This is a genomic window from Chitinophagales bacterium (genome assembly GCA_016787225.1).
Classification (GTDB): domain Bacteria; phylum Bacteroidota; class Bacteroidia; order Chitinophagales; family JADJOU01; genus CHPMRC01.
Window position 1 is genome coordinate 1 of sequence record JAEUUY010000002.1, and the last position, 22078, is coordinate 22078.

General features: G+C 35.3%; 19 protein-coding genes. 14 read left to right on the forward strand and 5 right to left on the reverse strand.

The annotated features are described in order from the left end of the window. Positions 1 to 218 precede the first annotated feature (218 nt). Genes JNL75_00275 through recF form a run of 3 tightly spaced genes read right to left on the reverse strand, consistent with a single transcriptional unit; the run spans position 219 to position 4746 of the window. Positions 219 to 962 (reverse strand): response regulator transcription factor, encoded by a 744-nt coding sequence (locus tag JNL75_00275; GenBank protein ID MBL7788248.1) that lies wholly within the window; start codon positions 960 to 962, stop codon positions 219 to 221. Positions 963 to 976: 14 nt separating this feature from the next. Next, a complete protein-coding gene (locus JNL75_00280) occupies positions 977 to 3637 on the reverse strand; it encodes a histidine kinase (GenBank protein ID MBL7788249.1) in 2661 nt (886 codons plus the stop codon). 59 nt (positions 3638 to 3696) lie between these two features. Then, positions 3697 to 4746: a DNA replication and repair protein RecF gene (gene recF / locus JNL75_00285; protein ID MBL7788250.1), complete on the reverse strand. Its 1050-nt coding sequence runs from the start codon at positions 4744 to 4746 to the stop codon at positions 3697 to 3699. A 58-nt stretch (positions 4747 to 4804) separates the two neighbouring features. Between recF and pdhA the strand changes: the two genes are divergently transcribed. From pdhA to rplT, 10 genes are all read left to right on the forward strand, one after another. Continuing rightward, positions 4805 to 5812, forward strand: a complete 1008-nt coding sequence (gene pdhA / locus JNL75_00290) for a pyruvate dehydrogenase (acetyl-transferring) E1 component subunit alpha (GenBank protein ID MBL7788251.1) — start codon at positions 4805 to 4807, stop codon at positions 5810 to 5812. A 209-nt stretch (positions 5813 to 6021) separates the two neighbouring features. Then, positions 6022 to 6663, forward strand: coding sequence for a tetratricopeptide repeat protein (locus JNL75_00295; protein MBL7788252.1), 642 nt, complete (start codon positions 6022 to 6024; stop codon positions 6661 to 6663). A 21-nt stretch (positions 6664 to 6684) separates the two neighbouring features. Then, positions 6685 to 7170, forward strand: coding sequence for a 6,7-dimethyl-8-ribityllumazine synthase (ribH, locus tag JNL75_00300; protein ID MBL7788253.1), 486 nt, complete (start codon positions 6685 to 6687; stop codon positions 7168 to 7170). Positions 7171 to 7174: 4 nt separating this feature from the next. After that, positions 7175 to 7999, forward strand: coding sequence for a purine-nucleoside phosphorylase (locus JNL75_00305; GenBank protein MBL7788254.1), 825 nt, complete (start codon positions 7175 to 7177; stop codon positions 7997 to 7999). 17 nt (positions 8000 to 8016) lie between these two features. Then, positions 8017 to 9888 (forward strand): hypothetical protein, encoded by a 1872-nt coding sequence (locus JNL75_00310; protein MBL7788255.1) that lies wholly within the window; start codon positions 8017 to 8019, stop codon positions 9886 to 9888. Between the two features lie 204 nt (positions 9889 to 10092). Continuing rightward, complete coding sequence (locus JNL75_00315; GenBank protein MBL7788256.1) at positions 10093 to 11955, forward strand: HYR domain-containing protein; 1863 nt, start codon at positions 10093 to 10095, stop codon at positions 11953 to 11955. A 350-nt stretch (positions 11956 to 12305) separates the two neighbouring features. After that, positions 12306 to 14252, forward strand: coding sequence for a threonine--tRNA ligase (gene thrS, locus JNL75_00320; GenBank protein ID MBL7788257.1), 1947 nt, complete (start codon positions 12306 to 12308; stop codon positions 14250 to 14252). An 11-nt stretch (positions 14253 to 14263) separates the two neighbouring features. After that, complete coding sequence (locus JNL75_00325; protein ID MBL7788258.1) at positions 14264 to 14830, forward strand: translation initiation factor IF-3; 567 nt, start codon at positions 14264 to 14266, stop codon at positions 14828 to 14830. A 75-nt stretch (positions 14831 to 14905) separates the two neighbouring features. After that, positions 14906 to 15100 carry a 50S ribosomal protein L35 gene (gene rpmI / locus JNL75_00330; protein ID MBL7788259.1) on the forward strand — a complete coding sequence of 65 codons (195 nt, stop codon included), beginning with the start codon at positions 14906 to 14908 and terminating at the stop codon, positions 15098 to 15100. A gap of 28 nt (positions 15101 to 15128) precedes the next feature. Continuing rightward, a complete protein-coding gene (gene rplT, locus JNL75_00335; protein MBL7788260.1) occupies positions 15129 to 15476 on the forward strand; it encodes a 50S ribosomal protein L20 in 348 nt (115 codons plus the stop codon). Positions 15477 to 15744: 268 nt separating this feature from the next. Here rplT and JNL75_00340 read toward each other — a convergent pair whose 3' ends face one another. Together JNL75_00340 and alaS are read right to left on the reverse strand one after the other, a co-directional pair. Beyond that, positions 15745 to 16197 (reverse strand): hypothetical protein, encoded by a 453-nt coding sequence (locus tag JNL75_00340; protein ID MBL7788261.1) that lies wholly within the window; start codon positions 16195 to 16197, stop codon positions 15745 to 15747. A gap of 163 nt (positions 16198 to 16360) precedes the next feature. Further along, the gene (alaS, locus tag JNL75_00345; protein MBL7788262.1) at positions 16361 to 18958 is read right to left on the reverse strand and encodes an alanine--tRNA ligase; all 2598 of its coding nucleotides are present in this window, start codon (positions 18956 to 18958) and stop codon (positions 16361 to 16363) included. 123 nt (positions 18959 to 19081) lie between these two features. On the opposite strand from alaS, the gene JNL75_00350 reads away from it, so the two are divergent. From JNL75_00350 to JNL75_00365, 4 genes are read left to right on the forward strand one after another with little or no spacing between them, the layout of a single operon-like run. Further along, on the forward strand, positions 19082 to 20056 hold the full coding sequence (locus tag JNL75_00350) for a M23 family metallopeptidase (GenBank protein MBL7788263.1): 975 nt from the start codon (positions 19082 to 19084) through the stop codon (positions 20054 to 20056). A gap of 18 nt (positions 20057 to 20074) precedes the next feature. Next, entirely contained in the window at positions 20075 to 20938 is an 864-nt protein-coding gene (locus tag JNL75_00355) for a hypothetical protein (protein ID MBL7788264.1), read from the forward strand. 25 nt (positions 20939 to 20963) lie between these two features. Next, the gene (locus JNL75_00360; GenBank protein ID MBL7788265.1) at positions 20964 to 21281 is read left to right on the forward strand and encodes a DUF3098 domain-containing protein; all 318 of its coding nucleotides are present in this window, start codon (positions 20964 to 20966) and stop codon (positions 21279 to 21281) included. Continuing rightward, positions 21281 to 22078, forward strand: a complete 798-nt coding sequence (locus JNL75_00365; GenBank protein ID MBL7788266.1) for an undecaprenyl-diphosphate phosphatase — start codon at positions 21281 to 21283, stop codon at positions 22076 to 22078. The genes JNL75_00360 and JNL75_00365 overlap by 1 nt, the downstream gene beginning before the upstream one ends.

Here is a 22078-nt window from a genome sequence, read left to right on the forward strand (position 1 = left end):
AGTTATGTTCCTATAGACTCAAATGAGTATCAGGAAATAATTAAAAAAAATAAAATACATTATATCAATAAAACAATTGAGAAATATAAAATTGCAAAAGACTGTATACTAGCTAATTGAGGGGTAGTTAGATAGAATTAATCATAAGAAGCAACAATGTGACGAACTATATGATTTAGTTGGGTTTAACTAGTAGCTAACAACTAAATGCTAAGAAACTATCCACCTATCAGACTCATTAACTCCTCCTTTCTTCTCCTGGCAAGTGGAATATGCGATTTATCTTTTAGGACGATGTCACTGCCTTCATGTCTATCAAGACTAGCGATCTGTTTGATATTAACTAGAAAGGATTTGTGGCATCGAAAGAATCCCTTGTCTAAGAGCATTTCTTCATAATCTTTAATGCTTCTCTGGCTACAGATTACTTTTTTAGAGTTGGAGAGATGGATGGTTGAGTAAACATTGTCAGCCTCTATATAAAGTATATTTTCTAGCTCTATGAGTTCAGATTCTTTTATCGTATTAATTACTATTCGTTTAAGCTTATCCTTTTGAGTATCGAGTTGTTTGATAAATTCTGTTTGCACTCGATTCTTTTTGAGATTGAGTTTTATGGCTTTCGCTACAGCATCTTTAAGTTCTTCTACCTTAATTGGTTTCATGATATAGTATAAGGCAGAGAATTTAATAGCATCAATAGCATAATAATCATAAGCCGTTACGAATATGACATCAAAGGGTAACTCATCATATTTTTTCAATAAATCAAAGCCAGTATATGGTGGCATGTCTATATCGAGAAAGACAAGGTCTGGTCTATGCTCTTGTATTTTAGCATAAGCATCTTTTACAGAACAAGCTTTGGCTACTATCTCAATTTCTTTGCAATAGGAAGAGAGCAGTTTGGATAGATTTTCTATGCTCCTTTCTTCATCATCTACTAATATAGCCTTTATCATATTTTTTTAAAAATCTAAACAGGGATTTTCAATATGCAAGTCGTGCCTTTCTCAGTATAGTTTATGTTCAATGACCCAAATATATTATTTTTAGAATAAATAGATAACCTTTCTTGAATCACTTGTAATGCAGTAGAAGTGTGATTTTTTATCTGTGACCTGGTATTGCCGAAACCATTATCTATTATATGAATACAGAGAAGATGTTCATTCTCATCTTCAAAACTTAGCTCAAGTACTATGCGTCCACTTTTATCTTTAAGGTTAGATACCCCATGTTTGACGGCATTCTCTAGCAGTGGCTGAACCATCATTGTCGGAATATAAATATCTTCTAAGTCAAACTCATCTATCTTAGAATTAATTTTATAATCGAAATTATCTTTGTAACGTATTTTTTCTAATTGGATATATTTATTAAGAAAGTCAAGTTCATTCACAAGAGAAATTTCATCATTGCGCGAGTTTTGAAGCATCGTGCGCATGAGACTGCTAAAATCTGATATAAAGTCAAGCGCTTCCTTATTGTCATCATTAAGTATCATATTCTGAATCGTACTCATGGAATTAAAAATAAAATGAGGATTCATCTGGTTTTGCAGCCCATGTAGTTTGTATTTATTTAGCTCCGACTCTAGTTTGAGTTCACGTAGCTTGATTTGATTTTTATACCAGAGGATACCTATGATGATAGCCAATAAACCTAGAAATAATAAAGTAAAAAACCACCACGTTTGATAGAAGTAGGGCAGAATCGTCCAAGAGATAGTCAAAATTTCAGAGTGAATATTGGGATAAATATCATGATAAGCTTTCACCTGCAGTTGATAATCGCCAGCTTTCAGCGCAGCTAGGGTCAGTTCATTGATTTTCGTAGTTTGCCAGCTACCGGTATCCTCATTTTTGACTAATCTATATTTATATGTTATGTGCTCTTGTTCATGAATAAAAATACCCGCGAAGTTTATTTTGATTATTTCCCAGCGAGGTCCTATACATATATTAGTATCTGCTTCATAATAGGTTTTGTTATTATCTACTGTTAGGGTATTGAATACAATAGGAATTTTTTTCTTCTGAAATCGAACCTTATAGTTGGCACTATATACATAATTATCAGTAAACAGCCACAAAGAGTCTCTAGTGACAGAGAAATTTTCTACATCATAGTCATCGATTTCAGCTATAGAGAAAACTTTAGTGACAGTGAGGTCTTTATTGATTCTATCGAGTCCTTTGTCATTGAGCACCCAGATATGACCATCCTTATCTGTTTTAATTCTTTTGACCAATTTGCTCTGTAATCCATCCTCTACGGAAATATGTTTAAATTTTTTAAACCCTGTATCAGAGATAAAAACCCCTTGGTCATTAGTGCCTAGAATATATTGATTTTGATAATAGTCAATATCATTCACCAGTACATAACCATTCTTGTATTTTAGTTTTAATAGTCTTTTTGTTTTCCCCTCTAGAATTTTAAAATTATCGTAGTTGAGAATAAAAAGCTTGTTCCCAAACTTCTTTAATCGCAAGACCCAACTGCTGTCTATAAATGTAGGCAGTTTTGTTGTGTGGTTATCTCCAATAATATAGCGTACAGTACCTTCTCGCCTTCCTATCCAAAATTCATTATCATTCAGTTTGATGTAGCTTTTGATTCCCATGGGGTATGCTGTCCACTGATTTTTATAATAAAATTCATACAGTTGTCCTTGTTTTTTGACATTTTTATCAATTTCATAAGACCTGAATTCATTGAGATAATGCTCTTGATTATAGAAACTAGTATAGTCAAACAGAGAATATTTCTTTTTTTTGTGTTGCTTTAGGGTGTAGAGATAGATGCCGTTTTTGTAGGTGGTTAGGAAGAAACCATTATTTTGATATAAATCAAAGGCTAGTACTTTATCGATTTTTGTGAAAGTTTGAATTCTGCCTTGATTTAAATTATATAAGCTCTGATTTGTTTTAGCCAATTCATCAAAATAAAAAAAGTTGGAATCAATAAGTAAGAAGTTGTTGTAATTTAAATACCTCTTAAAGTCGTAATAAATTTTGAGTTGATTGCTTTGATCTAGTTTAAGAAGTTTATTTCCTGTTAAATAGAAATTTTCTTTTAAAAGCCATTGAATAGAATCGATGTATTTTGAATGAAATTGATTTTGACAATCTATTCTTAAACTGCGGAATGTATGACTATTTGTGTGATAATATGGTAAATCTAATTTGAAAATCTTTAAATCTAATCCATGAAAAACGAAAACTCTATTTCTCAAATAATAATTGAATGAGTTATCTGTACATTCACAACCTAGCCTATCCATAATATGGTAATCATATTCCTTAGTTTTAAAACTAGGTCCTATTACATGCACATCAATTGCTTCAATTTTTTTTACCGTTACAGAATATAAGTGTTTGTTGGCGTAATACAGGTCTAATATATCTATTTGTTTTAGACCATTTTCAGAACCTAAATATCGGAATTGATATCCATCAAAATAAGCAATACCAGCATTTGATCCTAGCCAATAGCGTCCTCTGTGGTCTCGTACAAAATCATATACTCGATTACTATTTAACCCATCTTTAATGGTATAGTTTTTAATATTCCATTGGCTAGAGTCGAAGTTCCAGAGTGAGTTGACAATAAGGAGGATAGAAGCTAACAAAATTTAATGTTGAGGGAGTATTTTGGAAAGTTGAGCGGTTGATATTGTTCTTAGAAGTACTAAGATAGCTGAAATATTTCTATGCCTTCTTTTATTTTATCTCCTAGACTATCTGTATCCGATATAAACCATTGCTCTACAAAATCGATATGCAGCATAATATTAATCAGGTGGTTTTGGCGATGTGTATCCAGTTTATCAGAGAAGTCGTCGAGGAGAAAGATAACCTTTTTTTGTAGCTTTCTATTTATAAATGCAGCCTGTGCTAATCGCAAAGCATAGAGCAGACTTTTTTGCTGACCTTGACTGGCTAGTCTTTTGAGGTCTTGTCCTCGCATATTGAGCTGGAGGTCGTCTCTATGGATACCCTTAGTCGTTCTTTTTAGAAGGATGTCTTTTGTGAGCGAATGCTCTAATAACTGTTTTAAATCGGCGTCCTGTAATTGGCTATGATACCTTATCTCCAGCTGATCATTATGTTTGGCTATAGCTTCATACCACTGGAGTATATCATTCTTCAATTCTGCAATAGCTTTTTGTCGCTCTTGAAAAATGGCATTTCCATACTTTACGAGATGTTGATTATAATATAGGATTAGTTCAGTATCGGGAGTTTCACTCTGTTTGAGCAGAGCATTGCGCTGGTTTAGATATTGATGATATTGATTGAGGTTATGTAAGTATTGTTTATTAAAACTCGAAATGGTATAGTCTAGAAACTTTCTTCGCTCTTCACTCCCATCGTGAAGTAAGAAAATATCAGCAGGACTAGCTAATACGAGTGGTATATGACCAAAAACTTCTGAATATTTCTGTACTCTAACCCCATTGATTTCTATCGTCTTATTTTTTGGTGCAAACTTTACTACTACTTCATGGTCTGGGCTAAATTGTCCTTTCAGACGAAAAAATTCATGACCATGGAGAATGTTTTGACTATCCAAAGAAGTGATATGGCTTCTAAAATTAGCTAAATAGTAGATAGCATCTAAGATATTGGTTTTGCCTATGCCATTTTTTCCTATAAATACATTGAATCTGGATTCAAAGTCAAAGACTTGATGTTCGTGATTTTTATAATGAACTAATTCTAAATGACTAAGAAACACAAAAAAATGAGCTTATAAAGACTAAAAATTGTAGATTTGCCCTTCGATTTTTTAATATATGGCAAAAGCGATAGCGAAGGCAAACATAACAAAAGAAACATATTTAGAGTGGTATGAATTGATGCTACTCCTTCGAAGATTTGAGGAAAAAGCAGGTCAAATGTATGGTCTTCAAAAGATTAGAGGTTTTTGTCATCTCTATATCGGACAAGAGGCCTTGGCTGCTGGCATTCACTCTGCTATGCGGAAAGACGATAATCTCATTACGGCATATCGAGACCATGCCTTAGCTATCATGAAAGGTATTTCTCCGAATGCTGCTATGGCTGAACTTTATGGCAAGGCTACTGGAAGCACCAAAGGTAAAGGTGGGTCTATGCATTATTTTTCCAAGGAACATAGATTTTTCGGAGGACATGGTATTGTCGGAGGACAGATAGGATTAGGCGCAGGAATAGCTTTTGCTGATCAGTATAATGGCAATGACCGTGTGACAGTGACCATGTTTGGAGATGGAGCAGCCCGTCAAGGTATGTTGCATGAGACCTTCAATATGGCTATGACCTGGAAGCTACCAGTTATTTTTATTTGTGAGAATAATGGCTATGCTATGGGTACATCGGTAGCGAGAACATCCAATGTGCAGGATATGTCCAAATTAGGCCAAGCTTATGAAATGCCGTCTTTTAATGTAGATGGCATGAAACCTGAAACTGTTCACAATGCCTTGCTAGAGGCATCTGAGCGAGCTAGAAAAGGAGAAGGTCCTACCTACCTCAATATCATGACCTATCGATACAAAGGTCACTCCATGAGTGATCCTCAAAAATATAGAACAAAAGAAGAAGTGGCCAAGTATCAGGCGATAGATCCTATTACGACCACCTTGGAGACTATATTAAAGAACAAATATGCTACACAAGCATGGGCTGATGAGATAGAGGAAAAAGTCAATAGAATAGTACAAGAGAGTGTAGATTTCTCTGAAAATAGCCCACTTCCTAATGATGACGAGTTGTATAAAGATATTTATGTGCAAGAAGATTATCCTTTTATGAAAAATTAGAAGTTAGAGATAAGAAATTAGACATTTGAAATTGACAGTATCACGAATAAAGGGTTTTCATTAAATACAAAGTATTGAATTTCACAAATAAAAGGCTTTTTAGTTTTCTTTCAACTTTAAACTGACTACTAACCAAAAACTATGACTAAAAACTGTGACTAAAAACAATTAACTTAAATAAACACTCAATAAACTATTTACATTTCAACATGGACAACATTAATTTTGACGAATTATTCAAAACATTAAAATCAAAGCAAAAACCTTTAACCATAGCACTTGGTCTTATCGTAGTACTAATTGCAGGAGGTTACTATTTAAGCCAAATTTTATTACCTGAGCGGGAAGCGGAGGCTCAGGATGCCATGTTTATGGCTCAAATCAATTTTGAAAAGAAAAATTTTGATTTAGCGCTCAATGGAGATAGTAAATACAAAGGGTTTAATTATGTAAAAGATAATTTTAGTTTTACAAAAGCTGCGAATTTGGCTGGGTTGTATGCTGGATTATGCAACTTAAACCTAGGAAAATATGATAAGGCTATCGATGATTTAAAAGGTTATTCTACAGATGTAGAAGAAGTACAAGCTGTAGCTTATGGTGCGCTTGGCGATGCCTATTCCGAAAAAAACAATATGAAAGAAGCGGTAGTCTATTATGAAAAGGCAGCGAAAGCTACAAAAAATACTGCACTAGCTCCTCGACTTATATTGAAAGCTGGTAAAGCTTTTGAATTAGTAAAGGATAATGAAAAGGCCTTGGAGATGTACAAGTATTTGGAACAGGAATTTCCAGGTGCGGAGGAGACTCAGTTTACACAGTTACTGATTGCAAAATTAGAAGCGATATAATTCATTCAGATAAATAGTATAATGAAATCTAGTTATGATATTCATTCCGAACTGTCAGATTATGATTTCTCAGAATGTGCTATAGCTATTGTTCAGAGTAAATATCATAATGACATTACAGATATTCTTTATCAGGGTGCACTAGATGTCTTAAGGTATTACAAGGTAGGAGAAATCTATCATAAAACGACCGCTGGTGCTTTCGAACTAATTTACGCTTCTTCAGATTTGATTTATGATGATGAGTTGATGATTGATGGTCTCATAACCCTAGGTTGTGTTATAAAAGGAGATACAGATCATGATAAATTTATAAATCAGGCTGTGACGGATAGTATCGCTAAGTTAACTATAGAATCTTTTACTCCTATTAGTCTGGGATTGCTTACCGTAAACTCTAAACAACAGGCTTTAGAGAGATCTGGCGGGGTTGAAGGAAATAAAGGAAAAGAGGCAGCCTTGGCACTTTTGCATTCTATAGCATCTGAAACTAATCTTGTAGCGTAAATTTATGTTGAATACGTACGACAAAGCACTAGAATGTGCGCAGAAAATACGCAATACTTTTTCTGAGGTAATTGATTTTGCAGTAGTTTTAGGTTCTGGTCTTTCTAACTTTGAACGTGAAATCGAAGTTTTACATAGTTTTGATTATAAAGATTTACCATATTTCCCAGAATCTACTGTTCAGGGTCATAAAGGAAAATTGATTATAGGTAAAGTCAAGGGAAAAACTGTCATGTGTCAGAGTGGTAGATTTCATTATTACGAGGGTTACAATATGGAGCAGGTTAGTTTTCCGATTCGCGTGTTTAAATTACTAGGTATAAATAATCTAATAGTAACCAATGCTGCTGGTGGCTTGAATGAAAATCAAGAAGTAGGGGATATTGTTATCATTCGAGATCATATTAATTTACAACCCGAGCATCCCTTAAGAGGAAAGAATGATGATCGATTCGGTCCGCGCTTTCCAGATATGATGCATGCCTACTATCCACCTTACTTTCAATCTGCCTTACAGTATGCAAAGTCTAAGAATTATCGTTGCGAATTAGGGGTTTATGTAGGAGTTCAAGGTCCCACGTTTGAAACTCCATCGGAGTATCAGGCATTTCATCGATTGGGAGGCGACGCGGTAGGTATGAGTACCGTTCCCGAGGTTATTGTAGCCAATCATATGTCTATGAAGGTTTTTGGTATTTCTATCATTGCAGACTGTGGCTATCCTATCGATAAGTTAAAAGTGATTAGTCATCAAGAAGTACTTGAAAAATCTGCCGAGGCTGAGCCTAAAGTGACTGATATAGTGACCTATATTATTGAGAAATTTTGAATTTCAAATTGATTTTTTTGAAAACTAGTTCTTTGCTCAATTTCTATTTAAGAATAGTATTTTGCAGCTTCATTTTAGTTATTCCAACATTCGTCAATTCTCAGTCGTTTGTTAAAAAAGATTCCACAGAAATCGTTCCATTTATTTCTAAAATTTATTATCAAACTGACCTAGATACTCCCATACCAACATTGAATAGATTATATTATAATCATAGAATTCATAATGTAGGTATGCAAAATAACTTTTCTGGTCTTACTGGCACACTAGGCTCTAGTTTAGTACCTATACTGATAGAAAATAATTTCTATACGAATATAAAGCTAGGTAGACAATGGAATGATGCCTATTTTTTTACACCTCAAAACATTCCTTATTATGCCTTGAATAAGCCTTTAAGTGAGTTAGATTTTACCTTTTTCGGAAATGGTAACGAAGAATTTAATGGATTTTTAAGTCAGAATATCAGCAAAAAAATCAATCTAGGTATTGGTATTAGGAGAACGAACAATAAAGGTTATTTTTTAAATCAGGAAACTACACACAATAATATCTATACCTATTTAGTATATGATTTAAAGAGATTGCGTACGAATATTGAGTTTGTATTAAACGACCTCAATGTAAAAGAAAGTGGCGGATATGTACCCAATGTTTATACAAGTGGTATAGCTCCAGGTCAATGGTTAGCGGTGAGTCCTACCTTAGCTATTGCCAAAAATCAAATTAAAAATTATCAACTGTCATTTCGAAATCGTTACCTAATTTTAGGATTACCTTCATTTAACGATAGCTTACTTTTCGTACCGAAACGTTCAAGTTTATTTATAGATCATCAATTGCAGCGTTTTTCTGATCGACAGTTGTATGCCGATACTGTCGATTCAAAGACGAGGGCAGAATATGGCGTGTTAGCTTCTCCGACGCTGAATCAACTGAATAGTGTTTATTTGCACTCCGGATTACAGAGTGATTTCAGACTAACTTATGTAAATCAAAACTTAAAGATAACAGGATATAATATTTTTTCTGACAATCGAATTGAAGTCGGAACGCAGTTTGGGCAGTACTTGCGTTCGTATGATTTTTTAAATCTTGGCTTGGGTATAGATGCTCAATATCAATGGAGATCTAATCTCAAGGTAATAGGGAAGGGTTATAAGTCATTTCTAGGGTATACCGAAAACGATTTCTTTCTCCATGGTGAACTAAAAGCTTTTTTAAATGGAACTCATCTTCAGGCATGGACAAATTATAGCCAACAAAAGCCAAGTTTTCTCTCCAGTTTGCAATTTACGACAGGTATAGATCGATTCTATGACCTGAATACGCAAAAGACACTAGAAACGGGATTTGGATTTCATATAGAAAAACTAAGACTTTCCGGTAAAGTCCAATATTTTATGATAGAAGATTTTATGAATTTTGATACTATGATGCGTCCTTGGCAGATATCAAACAACTTTTTTCAGATTTATGTCAAACAAGATTGGGGTTATAAATGGCTTTATTTCCCAACAGAGATTTTATACCAAAACTCAATTTTTCAGCGAGGTATGATTAGACAGATGTTGGCTTTTAAAAATAGACTTTTTAGTGAAAAAAATAATGTGTTGGTAGGTGCAGAGTTGAGTTTGAATTTCAACTATGCTATGGCTCGCTACAGTAGTTTTTTCATGCAGCCTATATGGACAGAAACCCTTCCATTGGCTGATATTTATCCAAAACTAGATTTGTTTGCCACCTTTAAAATTTCAAAGGTTCATTTGTCCTTGATTTTTGATAATTTCCTAAGCACTTATCTTAAAACGGGAATCAGTTATGTCCAAAATCACCCAATGACACCTAGTGCATTTTACTTGAGAATGAATTGGCGGTTTTTAGAGTAAAAATACATAATTATTTAATAAAATGAGTATAGAAAAAGAAGAAAATTGATTTTATAACCCTAACTAAAAATCAGTCTACACAGTTCATTGAATATAACCTTCAATAAAGAAATAGCTTTATTACCAAAACTTAAAACCTTTATATTTACCCTAGAAAAACTTTAAATTATGTATTTAAAACATTTTAAATCCTTACTACTATTTATGTCATTAATCTCTGTGCAGTATATGGAAGCGAGTCATTTCATGGGCGGAGAAATCAGCTACGAACATATCTCGGGAAATGATTATAAAATTCGACTAAAAATTATTAGAGACTGTGGTGGGATTCCATTAGGTACTTCCCAATCTATAGAAGTTTCTAGTCCTGGAGCTTCGACTAGTTATCTTATATTGAATAGAGTATCTACAACCGATGTGACCCAGCTTTGTCCTGGTCAGGTCTCTAAGTGCTCTTCAGCTAGTGGTCAGTTTGGAAGTGAAGAGCATATATTCGAGGCGACCCGCTCCTTGCCTCCTCTGGCTAATAATGGTTTCTATACTCTAGCATTAACAGGTGCCTGTTGTCGAAACTCAGCGATTACCAATTTGCAAAATCCTTCATCGCATCAGTTGTATATTAGTACGACCTTAAACCCTAATCTGACTTTAAAAAATAATTCTCCTAAAATACTAAATCGTGCAGTAGCATATTTTTGCAATAATAAACCTGCAGTCATTTCACCCAATGCCTATGATAAAGATGGAGATCAGCTGAAATATAGCTTTGTCAATCCAAAATCATCTGCCACCAACCCAATTCCATTTTCTTCAGGTCTCAGTGTTTCCAATCCACTTATATCTTCTTCTCCGATTACCATCAATCCTACCACAGGAGAGATTCGATTTACTCCTAGTCAACAGCAAGTGGCGGTTTGGTCTGTATTGGTCGAAGAATTCCGAGGGGGTATTCAAATAGGCTCGATGGTTCATGAAATGCAAATATGGATAACAAATTGTAACAATAACCCTCCTGTTATCAATCCGGTATCATCGCAGATAGCCACATTAGGCAGTAGTTTGTGTATTCCTATTGTAGCTACAGATGTTGATAACAATAATATTGCATTGACTGCCGTTTCGGGTTTGATGTCCCAAGGTGCGACCTTTGTTATCAATAGTTCAACAGCGGGCACATCGGCTGGTACTTTTTGCTTTACCCCTGCAGCAGCGAATCAAGGGCAGACCTATACGGTGACCATTAACGCATTAGATAATCAATGTCCAGTAGCTGCTTCGAGTGCTATGTCCTTTAATATTACTGTATCTGGAAACTGTCCTAAGACAGGGGTTAGTTTTATGACTACTCCCGCTACTTGCGGGCTAAATAGTGGTACAGCCACAGCTACGTTAAGTCCTGCGGGTCTGTCACCATTTAATTATTTATGGACTGGACCAGGAAATTTTACAGCCTATACTCAGCAGATTACTGGTTTGGCGCCGGGCAACTATTCCGTGACCGTCATTGATTCTCGTGGTTGTATAGGTCAGAATACGCTAGCTATAGGCAGGGCAGATCAGTTGCAGCAGATTGGCACCGTCACTCATGCAACCTGTAAACTAAAAAATGGCGCCATATCAGTTACGGCGGTGGGTGGAACACCTCCCTTTACCTATAAACTCAACGGAGGCGCCGGTCAACCTGTTGGAAATTTCACAGGATTAAATGCCGGAAACTATACCGTACAAGTAATCGATGTGAATGGATGTAATGGTCAGGCGACATATGTCGTAACGAGTTCTATCGATACCATAAAACCTACAATTACCTGTCCACCTAATATTGTAAGAACCATGAGTCCTTTGAATGCTTCGAGTATGTCTATCTCTCTAGGTAATCCTGTTGTTTCAGATAACTGCGCAGTAGCTTCTGTAGTCAAGAATGGCTCTACCTCCTATCCAGCAGGTATCACGAATGTTACTTGGACAGTGACCGATACTTCAGGAAATCAAAATACATGTACACAGAAGGTTGAGGTAAGAGGTAAACAAACATCTGTTTCAATACCTATAAAAGGAGGGAAATAGATTTTTTTCCGCAACAAGTGATATGCGTTTGATTGAGAATATCGCTTTTATTGAATTGTGTATGGATTTCCTAGCCCCGTCAAGTGTTTAAACCTGACTAAAAATCTTAATTGACTTTCTCAGTTTCAGATATTCATTATAATGTATGACAATCTAATACTGTAAGCTTATTAGAATTAATCTAATGTCGTATGTGGCTCCTTGCATTAAATAAATAAAGCTAGGGCATTTACCACTTTAAACATATTTTGCATCTGAGATTGAGCTAAAATCAAATAGAAAGTGATTTTCATGCATTTTATTATATTTGTAGCTTTATTTTAAAAAATTAGATAAAGCACACTATTCAAATGATTAAGATTAGATTTCCTGATGGAAATATTCGTGAGTATGAAGCTGGTATATCTCCTATGCAGATAGCAGAGAGTATCAGTATGGGGCTAGCCAAGAAGGTATTGGTGGCCGAAGTAGATGGAAAGTCTTGGGATTTGACGAGAACCCTCACGGGTGACTGTGCTTTAAAACTTTATACATGGGATGATGCTACTGGTAAGGAAACCTACTGGCATAGTTCGGCGCACTTGATGGCAGAAGCATTAGAGGCCTTATATCCTAATGTGAAGCTAGGAATAGGCCCACCTGTAGAATATGGCTTTTATTATGATATAGACCTAGGAGAGGGGAGAACGATTACTAGTGATGATTTGGTCGCTATTGAGAAAAAAATGGCAGAATTGGCTGCTAAAAATAGTGTATATGAGCGTTCTGAGGTTTCTAAATCGGATGCTATCTCCTATTTTACGGATAAAGCTGATCCTTACAAGTTGGAGTTGCTGCAAGATTTGAATGATGGAGAAATCACCTTTTATAAGCAAGGTAACTTCACCGACCTTTGTCGAGGGCCTCATATACCGCATACTGGATATATCAAAAGTATCAAGCTACTCAATATAGCTGGAGCCTACTGGCGTGGGAATGAGAAAAACCCCATGATGACTCGTCTCTATGGAATTACCTTCCCGAAGCAGTCTGAATTGGATGCCTACCTCACTATGCTAGAGGAAGCTAAAAAGCGCGACCATAGGAAGCTTGGTAAAGAATTGAGCTTGTTTACCTTTGATGATGTGGTAGGTCAGGGTTTACCGCTGTGGCTGCCTAATGGTGGTATCATGATAGAAGAAATGGAGCGACTAGCCAAGGAAGATGAAGATGCGGATGGTTACCATAGGGTAGTAACGCCTCACATAGCCAAGGAAGAGTTGTATCTCACCAGCGGACATTTACCTTATTATGCTGATAGTATGTATCCTCCTATGGAAATGGATGGTACAAAATATTATCTACGAGCTATGAACTGTCCTCATCACCACAAGGTGTTCGATGCAGAGCAGAAGTCATATAAAGATTTACCATACAGAATCGCGGAATATGGCACTTGTTATCGCTACGAAGATAGTGGGTCATTATTTGGAATTATGCGATCTAGAGTGCTGCATATGAATGATGCCCACATCTACTGCACCAAGGAGCAGTTCTATGATGAATTCGCCAAAGTCAATCGCTTGTATCAGAAAAACTTCGAACTATTCGGGGTGACAGATTATAAAATGCGACTATCACTGCATGAACCTTCCAAACTGGGTCAGAAATATGTCAATAATCCTGAGTTGTGGCTCGAGACTGAGGCTATGGTTCGCAAGGTACTTATGGAGTTAGGTGTTCCATTTGAAGAAGTGGCTGACGAAGCGGCATTCTATGGCCCTAAAATCGATGTCGAAATGAAGTCTGCGATAGGTCGCTGGTTTACTATGGCTACCAATCAAGTAGATTTTAGCTCGGCGGAGAAGTTTAATCTAAACTTTAAAAACTCAAATAACGAAGAGGAGAGACCTCTCATCATACACCGAGCGCCACTTGGCACACATGAGCGTTATATAGGATTTTTGATTGAGCATTTCGCTGGAAACTTCCCAACCTGGTTAGCGCCTCAGCAGGTAGCTATCTTGCCTATTTCGGATAAATTTATGCCCTATGCCCTCGAGGTCAATAAAGCTATGCGAGCGGCAGGTATTCGCTCAAAGGCGGATGATAGGAATGAGAAAATAGGTAAGAAAATCCGCGATGCTGAAATGATGAAAGTGCCCTACATGATGATTATTGGAGAGAAGGAGATGAATGAAAATAAAGTATCCGTGCGCATTCATGGTCAGGGTGACAAAGGAATGTTGCCTCTGGAGGAGGTCATCGTCAAATTAAAACAAGAAATAAAAACTCGTTCCTTAGAACATATTTTATAACAAATTAAATTATTAAACACTTGCAGAAAAAACCATTTATTAGAAATCCAAGATTTGTAAAAAAAGAAGACGAACACAGAATCAATGATCGCATTACGGATCCCAAAGTAAGACTAGTAGGCGATAATGTAGAACAGGGAGTATATCCGACGGCTAAAGCCTTGGCTATGGCGGAGGAAATGGGTTTAGATCTCGTAGAGATTAGCCCTAATCCTGATGCACCTATTTGTAAAATAGTGGATTATAAAAAATTTCTATACGAGCGCAAGAAAAAAGAGAAGGAAATCAAGGCGAATACAGTAAAGGTATCGATTAAAGAAATTAGATTTACATCGAATACAGATGAGCACGATGTAGATTTTAAGTCTAAGCATGCAGCAAAGTTTCTCCAAGAAGGTAATAAGGTTAAGTGTTTTGTGATGTTTAGAGGGCGAGATATAGTTTTTCAGGATAGAGCCAAGGATCTTTTGACGGGATTTGCAGAAAAACTCGAGGAGTTTGGAGTTGTAGAGTCTGAACCTAAAACCGAGGGTCGACGTATGTTTATGACTTTGGCACCCAAGTCAAAGAAGAAATAACAAACTTTTTACACCTTTTTAATTTGAAATCTATATATTTGCACTCCAATTTTTTAGAATTATAATAGAAATTATATGCCAAAGATGAAAACCAATTCCAGTGCCAAAAAGAGATTTAAGGTTACTGGTACCGGTAAAATTAAGAGAAATAAAGCCTTTAAGAATCACATTTTGACCAAAAAGACCAAGGTTCAAAAGAAAAGATTGACTAAGAAAGGTCTTGTACATGAGAGTGATATGAATAGAGTAAAGCTATTGTTAGCTATCTAATAATTAAAAAGAAATAAAATAATATAGTATGCCACGTTCAGTAAATAGTGTAGCTTCTAGAGAAAGAAAAAAGAATGTACTCAAGCATGCCAAAGGCTTTTTTGGTAGAAGAAAAAATGTATGGACTGTAGCTAAAAATGCAGTAGAGAAAGCTTGGGAATATGCCTATACAGGTAGAAAGTTAAAGAAAAGAGATATGAGAACTCTTTGGATAGCTCGTATCAACGCTGCTGTGAGAGAGTATGATTTGTCTTATTCTAAATTTATTCATTTATGTACAGAAAAAGGTATAGAAATGAATAGAAAGGCTATGGCTGACTTGGCCTTAAATAACCCTGAAGCCTTTAAAGCTCTTGTAGAGAAGGCGAAAGGATAATAATTCAATATATTTAGTATTAGCTAATTAGGCTAAATGTGTAAATAAAAAACAGATGTCATACTTGGCATCTGTTTTTTTTTTGTATTAACCCAATTAATCATTAGAAGCCACAACTTGGCGAACTATATGATATTTGGGTTTCACTGTATAATTCCAATAGAGGTTTTAAAATGGTCCAACCCATTTTAAAACCTTGCTACGGTATTACTTAAATTATAATAGTTTATTTGCCTTTGCAATTGTTAAGGCTACTTCCAATACCTAACTAATCATTAAGCATTTCTAGTGCTAGCCATTTTTCCTCTGCAGGATTGGTAGAAAAGAAATTGAGTAGACCACCACTGATTTCAGCTACGCTAAGTGCCATAGAGTGATAGCTATCTATTATCCTATGTCTAAAGCCCTCATCTAGTTTAGCTAATATAGGTTTTAAATCAGCTAGCTTATCAGAAAGAAATTGCATTTTTTGATCCTGTTGAGCAGGTAAAGAATTTCGAACTAAGCCTAAATTTTCTTGAATATAAGAATTAGCATCCGAATAGTACTTTCTCAAGGTATGATGTGAGGTTTTAATTCTAAAATGCGTTACTTTTTCTATCCACTCCAGCTCCTTGTGATCTAATTCTCCATCTGCTTCGGCTATTAACAAACCGACATATAAAGGTGCTTCAGTAAGTTTTGAGTAGTCATCCGCTGATAAATGAGAAAAAGTATTCATGGTTTAAATATAAAGTTGATTTTAGGACTGCAAATTTAAGCCAATTTAATAATTAGGAGCAACTTTGTTGCGAACTATATGATTTATCCCGATTTAGAATTTGTATTTTCTAAAGTAGAATTAGGATTTAAGCCAGATACTCTAAACCCAGGCCGAACTTAACTTATAGACTTCCCACTAATAAGCCTAAATCTGTGCTAATGTCACCTACTGCGTTGGCTATAGTTGGCTGACCACCTCCGCCGCCTCTGATAATAGGGGCTATTTCTTTTACTATAGATTTCGCATCTGGTTTTCCATCCTTAAGATAATTATCTCCGCACACAATAGTTAGTTTCAGTTTGCTATCTTCTTTGGTCGTTAGGATAAAGGATTTATCCTGAAAATGATTTCTTAGTTTAGTAGCTAATACTTTGACAATTTCACTTGATAAGTGGTCAAAACTCAATACCTTGCTTATCTCCTTTGTATTATGAACTAGTTTGTCAAATTCTAAATTAGCAATAATTTGCTCATAACTCGTTAAAGTCTTTCTCATTTGACCATGCTCATTGGTAAGAGTTTGAACTGTCTGTACTAATTTTTGTGGGTGTTTTAATATTTGACTGACTTCATTTAATGTCGCTTCTTTTTGCTGATAATAGTCTAAAACGTTGGTAGAAGTTGTTGCTTCAATTCTGCGGATACCGGCAGCGATAGAGGATTCAGATAAAATTTTAAAATAGCCTATTTCGCTTGTATTGGAGACGTGTGTACCACCGCATAGCTCCATGGAATATTCCTTATCAAAGGTTACTACACGTACTTTCTCGCCATATTTCTCTCCAAAAAGTGCTGTCACACCTCTATCCATTGCTTCTTTTATTGGCACATCTTGATCGATAACCCCTTTGATTTCTGCGGCTATTTTTTCATTGACGATTTGTTCTACTTTTTTCAGCTCCTCATCAGTCATTTTTGCAAAATGGGAGAAGTCAAATCTCAAATATTCTGGTGTTACCAAAGAACCTTTCTGCTGCACATGATCTCCCAAAACCATTCTTAATGCTGACTGTAATAAATGGGTTGCAGTATGATTTTTTGCTGTTCGCTTTCTATTTTCAATATGAATCTGTGCATGAAAATTTCCCGATAAATCCCCAAGTAATTTATCTGTAAAGTGAACAATGGTATCATTCTCTTTCAAGGTATTTATTATTTGAATGGTTTGCCCATTCGCAGATTTTAAAACACCTGTATCTCCAATTTGTCCACCACTTTCTGCATAGAATGGTGTTTTATCTAGTACGATTTGGTATAGGGTCTCCTTTTTTGTTTTTACTTGCCTATATCTCAAGATTTTTACCTCAGCTTCAAATAGAGCATAGCCAATAAAATCAGAATGACTTGGACTGCTTTGAACCTCTACCCAATCTTCGGTTTCAAGCTTAGTCGCTTGTCTAGATCTATCTTTCTGTATTTCTAATTCTTTTTCAAATTCTATTTCATTTACTTCTAGTTCTTGCTCTCTAGCCATTAATCTTGTCAGGTCTATGGGGAAGCCATAGGTGTCATAAAGTTCGAATGCATCTTTGCCCGAGAGCGTCTTATTTTTTGAGTTGCTAGCTTTTTCTTGGAACAATTTTACCCCTACACTCAAGGTTTTAAAAAATGAAGTTTCTTCCTCTCGAATTACGTTTTCAATGTATGATTGCTGAGCAATGACCTCAGGAAATACCTCTTTAAATTGATTGGCTAAAACTTCAACCAATTGATACATAAAAGGGGTCTCAAAACCTAAGTAGGTGTAGCCAAATCGAATAGCGCGTCTTAGTATTCTTCGAATGACATAGCCAGCACCCGTATTGGAAGGTATTTGTCCATCTGCAATCGATAATGAAATAGCACGGATATGATCTACAATGACTCGCATAGCGATATCTTCTCGACTATCTGATTTTCCATATTTCTTTTTAGAAAGACGTTCTACTTTTTCTAATAATGGCGTGAATAAATCGGTATCATAATTGGAATCTTTACCTTGAATGACACGTACCAATCGCTCATATCCCATACCTGTGTCTACGTGTTTGGCTGGCAGATACTCAAGAGAACCATCTGTCTTCCGATTAAATTCCATAAAGACATTATTCCAGATTTCTATTACAAATGGATTATCCGCATTGACCAAGCTAGCTCCGTCTACTTTGAGGCGTTCTTCATCACTTCTACTGTCAAAATGAATTTCAGTACAAGGACCACAGGGTCCCACATCGCCCATTTCCCAGAAATTATCTTTTTTATTTCCCAATAAAATTCTATCCTTGGCTATATATTTTTCCCATATTCTTGCAGCATCTTCATCTTTTGCTAAGTTCTCCTTGGCATCCCCTTCGAAAATAGTTACATATAATCGATCTTTTGGCAGCTTATACACTTCAGTCAATAATTCCCATGCCCATTGAATGGCTTCTTCTTTGAAATAATCTCCAAAAGACCAATTACCCAACATTTCAAACATAGTATGATGATAAGTATCTACTCCTACTTCTTCTAGATCATTGTGTTTTCCAGATACCCGTAGACATTTTTGTGTATCTGCTATACGTTTGTCCTCAGCATTTCTATTACCGAGAAATATATCCTTAAATGGATTCATTCCCGCATTGATAAACATGAGGGTAGGGTCATTCTTGACGACCATAGGTGCAGACGGGACAATCTTGTGTCCTTTAGAAGCGAAAAATTCTAAAAACTGATTCCTAATCTCGTTGGCATTCATTTTATTATGATCTATTGCTGTTTTTGTGAATTAATTCAGTATAAATTAGGCAAAATTAGCTTTATTTGTAGACTAAACTCCACTTTATCTATTCCAAATTGGGTAGGCAAAGATATAGAATTAATGGCAAAAAAGAAACCAACCTTAGTTTTTAATCATGCAAATCTGACGTTTGAACAAAAGAAGGTCAGTTGGCAATCAAAATTAGGTTATGGTCTCATGATTTTAAGCGGAATTCTCGTTTTTGGATTCATTTCAGTTATGGTTTCACACAAGATTTTCCCATCGCCTAATGAACAAAGTCTGAATAGAAGAATCAAACTTTTACAAAAGGAATATCAAACCCTTGATAGGCACCTAAGTCTTGTAAACGAAGATTTGGCTACACTTAGAAAGCGAGATGAAAATATGTATCGCGTTATTTATCAAAGGGATCCCTTGGATGAAAATATTTGGAAATCTGTAGAAAATGGTGTAGAAAAGTATGACCTATTGACCAAAGAATCAGAATATAAAGTGATTGGAGATATTTTGAAAAAAATTACCATCGTTCGAAACACGATGAAACTACAAGAACGCTCATACAATGAATTAGCGGACCTCGTGAGAAGAAAGGATGAAATGTTAAGTTCAATTCCATCTATACAACCAGTATCCAATAAAGATTTGACGCGCATTGCTTCTGGCTTTGGGTGGCGTATGCACCCCATTTATAGAATACCCAAGCGGCATGAAGGTGTTGATTTTACAGCGCCTAGTGGTACCCCGATATACGTGTCCGGAGATGGGGTAGTTATGACTTGCAGCTATGATGGAGGCTATGGTAATTGTATCGTAGTAAATCATGGCTACGGTTATAAAACCCGATATGCCCACCTTTCAAGTTATGCTGTCAGACCAGGGGAAAAGGTTAAACGTGGTCAAAAAATAGGATTGGTTGGCAATTCAGGTGCTTCAGTAGGTCCACATCTGCACTATGAAGTAGAGTACAACGACCAAAAAGTAGATCCAGCTTTATTCTTTTACAATGATTTAAATAAAGAACAGTTTGAAGAAGTAGTTAAAATAACCAATGCCAGAGGTAAGTCCTTTGATTAAAATATAATGTAAATAAAAATGGGAACACATTCCAAACAAACTAGAAATAAAATATCTTATTGGAATTCAATATTTAGCATCACAACAGTTCTCTTCTTAACTGGATTTTTAAGTATATTTATATGGATAGCAAAAAATACCAGCGATGCTTTAAAAGAAAGTGTTTACATTCAAGTAGAATTAATAGATTCTAAGCAAAGCGACTACGACAATTTTAAAGCAGAGTTGGAGAATTTGTCTGCTGTCAAAAAAGTGAAATTTGTTTCTAAAGATGTAGCTGCTGCCAAACTAAAGAAAGAAATCAATGAAGATTTTATTAATGTTATTGGTTATAATCCTCTCTTTAACTCATTTGAAGTCAATATTAAATCTGAAGTGTTTAAGCCAGAGGTGCTGGAAAACACGAAAAAGTGGATATTAAAAAATCCCTTAGTTAAAGATGCCACTTATCCAAAGGTTATATCCAAAACATTAGATAAAAATTTGAGAAAAGTTTCTCTAATTTTAGGTGCAATCACACTTTTTCTGCTAATAATAGCCATAGTCCTAATAGATAGCACAATCCGTCTGGCAATGTTTTCTGATAGATTTTTGATAAAAAGTATGCAGCTTGTGGGAGCCACTAGATGGTTTATAATAAGACCATATATTTGGCGAGGGATATTAAATGGCATTGTTAGTGCCTTGATTGCGTCCGCATTATTGATATTGATATTATACTTTTTTGACAAGTACACTCAACTACTAGAATTGCAAAAAGAATTAAAATATTTGTCTATCATATTTTTTGGACTAATTTTGCTAGGTGTCATACTTTCATTTATTAGTACCTTTTTTGCTGTTAATAAATATTTAAGAATGAAACTGGACTCTTTATACTAAAATAAATAATTTAACATTCACTAAAATGTCAAAAAAAGCACAAGTAAAAACTGATTTGAACCTAGATAAAGTTGAAACTAAAAAAGTAGAAGATACGAAAAGCTATAGCAGTCCTTTATTATTCGGCAAGAAGAATTATCAATTGATGCTATTAGGCTTGATTGTTATTTTCGTAGGATACGGATTGATGATGGGTACTAATAATGATGTAGAAAGCCTCACTGCAACCTTTCCTAAAGAAGAGGTATATAGTGTTCGTAGAATAGTCGTAGCGCCTATAGTTATAATCGTAGGCTTTTTGATTGAAATTTACGCCATATTATCTGCTAAAAAAGAAAATTAATGACTTACTTCGAAGCGTTTATAATAGCGCTAGTAGAAGGTCTTACTGAATTTCTCCCTGTGTCCTCTACGGGGCATATGATACTAGCTTCTGCTGCACTTGGACTTAGAACCAGTTCCTTCCTCAATCTTTTCATAATTTCTATTCAGTTTGGAGCTATTTTATCGGTCGTGGCTCTTTATTGGAAGCGTTTTTTCGTTGGATTTCAGTTTTATATTAACATTGCCTATGCCGCCCTTCCTACGCTAATCATCGCCTTTTTATTAAAAAAATATGTTGATCAGGCTTTGGGTAGTGTACTTATTGTAGGAATCAACTTATTTATAGGCGGCTGGATTATGCTCTATCTTGAGCCCTATTTCAATAAAAAGTCTGAGTTTAAAGAAAAGATAAAACCTTATAATTTTTTTTTAATCGGAGTCTTTCAAGCAATCTCTATTTTTCCCGGAGTTTCTAGGTCTGCAGCCACTATATATGGTGGGATGTTTCAAGGAATGACTAGAAAAGATGCCGCTGAATTTTCTTTTGTTTTAGCGGTACCAATAATGTTTCTAGCAACCGTTAAAGACTTATACGATTTCTTAAAAGAAGGAACTTCAGCACTTAATACGCAAGAAATTTCTTTGCTTTTTTTCGGCAATATAGTCGCATTTATTATAGCCGTTTTAGCAATCAAGTTCTTTGTTTCGTATATTGTGAAATATGGATTTAAAGTATTCGCTTATTATAGAATCATAATAGGTTTACTAGTCATTTTGCTTTATAAATATTTTGGATTTTCTTTGCAAATGATATAA